This window comes from Bacillota bacterium (assembly GCA_040754675.1).
In the GTDB taxonomy this organism is placed as follows: Bacteria; Bacillota; Limnochordia; order Limnochordales; family Geochordaceae; genus Geochorda.
In genome coordinates this window covers 1-4,220 of the sequence record JBFMCJ010000367.1, presented here as the reverse complement: position 1 = coordinate 4,220, position 4,220 = coordinate 1, and the positions used below count along the sequence as shown (strand labels likewise).

At 67.2% G+C, this 4,220-nt stretch carries 4 protein-coding genes; all 4 read left to right on the top strand.

Annotated elements, in window-relative coordinates:
* The coding region (locus tag AB1609_16980; GenBank protein ID MEW6048141.1) for a TRAP transporter fused permease subunit at nucleotides 1-1,257 on the top strand (1,257 nt) is incomplete at its 5' end.
* The gene (locus AB1609_16975; protein ID MEW6048140.1) at nucleotides 1,254-1,724 is read left to right on the top strand and encodes a DUF1850 domain-containing protein; all 471 of its coding nucleotides are present in this window, start codon (nucleotides 1,254-1,256) and stop codon (nucleotides 1,722-1,724) included. The genes AB1609_16980 and AB1609_16975, both read left to right, overlap by 4 nt.
* Nucleotides 1,725-1,879: 155 nt before the next feature.
* Nucleotides 1,880-3,289, top strand: coding sequence for a sensor histidine kinase (locus AB1609_16970; protein ID MEW6048139.1), 1,410 nt, complete (start codon nucleotides 1,880-1,882; stop codon nucleotides 3,287-3,289).
* Nucleotides 3,286-3,975, top strand: a complete 690-nt coding sequence (locus AB1609_16965) for a response regulator transcription factor (GenBank protein ID MEW6048138.1) — start codon at nucleotides 3,286-3,288, stop codon at nucleotides 3,973-3,975. The genes AB1609_16970 and AB1609_16965 overlap by 4 nt, the downstream gene beginning before the upstream one ends.
* The last annotated feature ends 245 nt before the right edge of the window (nucleotides 3,976-4,220 follow it).

Below are 4,220 nucleotides of genomic sequence, written 5' to 3'. Positions count from 1 at the left end.
AGCGGAACCTTCACCATCCCCCTCATGCGCCGCGTGGGATACCCGCCCGAGAAAGCCGGCGCCGTGGAGGTGGCCGCCTCCACCAACGGCCAGCTCATGCCGCCCATCATGGGCGCCGCCGCCTTCATCATGGCCGAGTTTCTGGGGACCTCGTACTTCAACGTCATCACGGCAGCCGCCGTCCCGGCGCTGTTGAGCTACATCGCTCTGTTTTACATCACCCATCTGGAGGCTTTGAAGCTCGGCATCCAGGGGGTGTCGCGCGCGGAGCTTCCGGATCCCCTGACCACCTTTCTCAGCGGCGTTCATTACCTCATTCCCCTGGGGGTGCTCATCTACAGCCTCGTGGTGCTGCGGTTGACGCCAATTACCGCTGCGTTTCAGAGCATCCTCCTTCTCGTCGCCATCATGATGCTGCAGGGGCCCGTGCGGTGGGCTTACCGGAAGTGGAGGCGGCGAGAGGCGGGGCGTTTGAAAGAGGTCGTGTGGGACGGATTGCGGCGTCTCGTTCGGGGGCTGGAGCTAGGCGCCCGCAACATGGTAACCATCGGCGTGGCGACTGCAACGGCCGGCATCGTGGTGGGGATCGTGACCTTGACCGGGCTCGGGCTGCGCCTGGCGGAGATCGTCGACGTCCTGGCCCAGGGTCAGCTGCTTCTCATGCTCCTCATCATCGCGGCCACCTCCCTGATTCTCGGAATGGGCCTGCCCACGACGGCAAACTACGTGGTGATGGCGACCCTCACGGCCCCGGCGCTGCTGCTGCTGGTCCCGGACCTGCCTCCCATCGCCGCGCACATGTTCGTCTTCTTCTTCGGAATCCTCGCAGACGACACGCCGCCTGTCGGGTTGGCGGCGTACGCAGCGAGCGCTATTGCAAGGAGCAACCCCATTCAAACGGGGATCCAGGGGTTCATCTACGACATGCGTACGGCCATTCTCCCGTTCTTTTTCATCCTGAACCCCGAACTGCTCCTGGTCGGCGTCGACAGCGTCTGGGAGGGGATCCACGTAGTCGGGACGGCGCTGGTGGGGATGTTCGCCTTCGCGGCGGGTACCCAGGGCTACCTGCTGACGCGGGCGAGGGTTTACGAACGGATGATGCTGCTGACAGCGGCCTTCACGCTGTTGAAGCCGGGGCTTGTCACCGACCTCGCGGGCGGGACGCTGTACCTGTCGGCGTTTCTCTCCCAGTGGCTGCGGATGCGCCGGGAAGCGGCCGTGTCGGTAACCGCGTCGGGGCGAGGTGTCAAGTGAGAGGCGTGTACCGCTATCTTCTCCTCGGGGCGCTGTTGGCTGCGGCGGCGCTCGCCTTCGGGTTGTCGCGCGGGTCGGAGCCCCTTGTGCTCACCGTGACGGACGAAGCCGGGCGGAGCATCCTGGCGGTACCGGTCCGTCAGGGTGAGCGGGTGGAGCTGGGTTTTACCCACTCGTCCGAGCGCGTCCGGGTGGTCTCGGTCTTCCAGGTCGAAGGGCAGAGGCTGCGGGTGGTGGAGACCCGCATGGAGGGGTTTGGCCCGGGGCTGCCGGCGGACGCGGGCCTCGCGGGCGGCGTTCTGGTGAGCTCGCAGCGCCCTGCGTACGAAGAGATCGTGCTTCGGGTCAGCCCGTTTTCCGCCCACTGGCTGGCCGCAGGAGGGTGGCGGCTCGACCTGTCGGCCGCCGTGCCCGAAGGGCACGCCTCCTTTGCATACAGCCTCCGGCTGAAGAGGTCGGACCTCTAAGGGTGGGAAGGGGATAAGGGCGCTCCGCAGGGCGTACAGGGGGCAGCCTTCGGTCAGCAGCTCGGACATCCAGCCCTTCTGGAACCCCGGCGAACGGCGCCCGAGCGGCGCCTGCGTGATAACATGAGGGCGTAGACCGGGGGGCGCGAAGTCGGGTGCTGGCGGAACGCATTCGAGCGTTTTTCGAAGTCAATGAGGTCATCGTCAACGCAACGTACGGCGAAGTGTTCGTACTGATGGGCGTGGCCCTGGCCCTGCAGTACCGCCGGCACAGTTCGCTCCGGCTGGCGCGCAGCGTGCCGTGGCTGGCCGCTTTCGGGCTGACCCACGGGGCCCACGAGTGGGGCCTCGTCTTCATTCCGATCCAGGCGACTTACCTGCCCGCCCCTTTCGTGGCCCTGCTCAGGGCGCTTCAGCTCGTGTTGCTGGCCGTCTCCTTCGCCTGCCTGCTGCAATTCGGGCTTTCCGTAGCGTTCAGCCGGTCCCGTTCGGGCGGCCCGGTTCATCCCCTGACCGTGGTCCTGCTGACAGCGTGGGCGGTGGGCCCGTTCTGGCTGGGGCTCTCGCTGGCCGGCGACCTGGATACCTGGCGTCGCATCGCCGAGGCCGCCGCCCGTTACATGCTGGGCGCACCCGGCGCGTTTGTCAGCGCCTGGGCGCTTTACCGCCAGGCTCAAGCTTCCGGGAGGTCGCCCGGCTCCGCCTCGATCACCCCGGCGCTTCGCTGGGCGGCGTTCGCCCTGGCGGGGTATGGCGTGCTGGGCGGCCTCGTCGTTCCGCAGGCGAACTTCTTTCCGGCCACCGTCATCAACCAGGCCCGGCTGGCCCAATGGGTGGGGGTTCCGGTGCCGGTGTGGCGGTCGGCGCTGGGGGCCATTCTGCTGGTGGCCGTGATCCGGTCCATCGAGGCCCTCCACCGTGAACTCGACCGCCTCATGGACGACATGGAAAAGGCAAGGCTTATCAGTGCCGAACGGGAACGCATCGGCCGCGACCTGCACGACCGAACGCTCCAGCGGGTGTACTCCGCCGGTCTTCTGCTTCAAGCCCTTCAAAACGGCATGCCGGTGGGGCGCCCCGAAGGCGGCTATCTGGCGCGGGCCATCCAGGTCCTGGACGAGGCCATTGCCGATATCCGCGGCTATGTCTCCGACCTGCAGCCCGGCGACGTACCGGAGTCCCTCGCCAGCCGGTTGCGCCGCCTGACCCATACGCTGGGGCTCGAAGCCTTTGCTGATGTGACCTCGGACATCGACCTGCCCGACAGGTCGAAGGACGCCCGGCGCGATGGCCACGTCTACCTGGTGGCGGCCGAGGCGTTGAGCAACGTGGCACGCCATTCGAAAGCCCGCCGCGTCTGGATCGAGGCGCGGGTCCAGGACGGGCGGCTCAAGTTGCGCGTTCGGGATGACGGGGTCGGCCTCCGGGGAGGCGTGAAGCAGGGGCGCGGCCTTGAGAACATGCACGAGCGAGCCCGCCTTCTGGGGGGGACGATCGCTGTTCGTTCGGCACCGGGAAGGGGTACGGAAGTGGTGCTGGACGTCCCGTGGGAGGAGCCGGCATGAGCTGCCTGCGGGTGGTCGTGGTCGATGACCACGAGCTGATCCGGCTGGGCCTGCGGCTGCTGCTGGAGGGTGAAGAGGGCATATGCGTGGTGGGCGAGGCTGCCAACGGAGCCCAGGCGCTCGAGGCCGTTGAGCGGCTGAAACCCGACATCGTGGCGATGGACGTAAGGCTCCCGGACCGGAGCGGGATTGAAGTGTGCCGGGAGATCAAGCGCCGGTGGCCCGATATCAGGGTGCTGATGCTGACGGCCTACGATAGCGAAGAACTCGTGCTTTCGGCGGTGGAAGCAGGGGCCGACGGGTACGTGCTCAAGCAGCTGGAGGGAGCCGGTCTCCTTCAGGCCTTGCGCAGCATCAGCCAGGGCGGGGGGGCCCTGGATCCGGGCGTGACCCGCACGTTGCTTTCGCGCGTGCGCCAGCAGGCAAGGCTCCAGCGGCGCCAGGCCTTTGAGAGCCTGACGGTACGCGAGCAGCAGGTGCTGGCCCTCATCGCACGGGGTCACGACAACGACCAAATTGCGGCAGCGCTGGGCTTGAGCGAGAAGACCGTGCGCAACCACGTGACGGTCATTCTCGATAAGCTGGGGGTTGCCAACCGCGCGCAGGCGGCCGTCTACGCCCTCCAGCACGGGATTCACGACGTCGTCGACCTGCCCGACGAGCCCCCTCGCCCGGACGGTACATGAAGCGCAAGTAGAGGTCTGCGGCGTGGGTCGCCGCAGACCTCCATTCGGATCCGGGGGCGGGGTACCTCTGGTGCCGATGGATGGGGCTCACTCAAACATTTCGAAAACGGGCGGGAAGGTCCCGAGGAAGCCCAGCGCGATGAGGATGACCGTCCACACAACAACCCGCCCGAAGTCCAGCCTGCGCTCGTTCCACTGGTGGTTGAGCCACGCCCACGAAAGCAGCCACACCAGGACGGCTACCG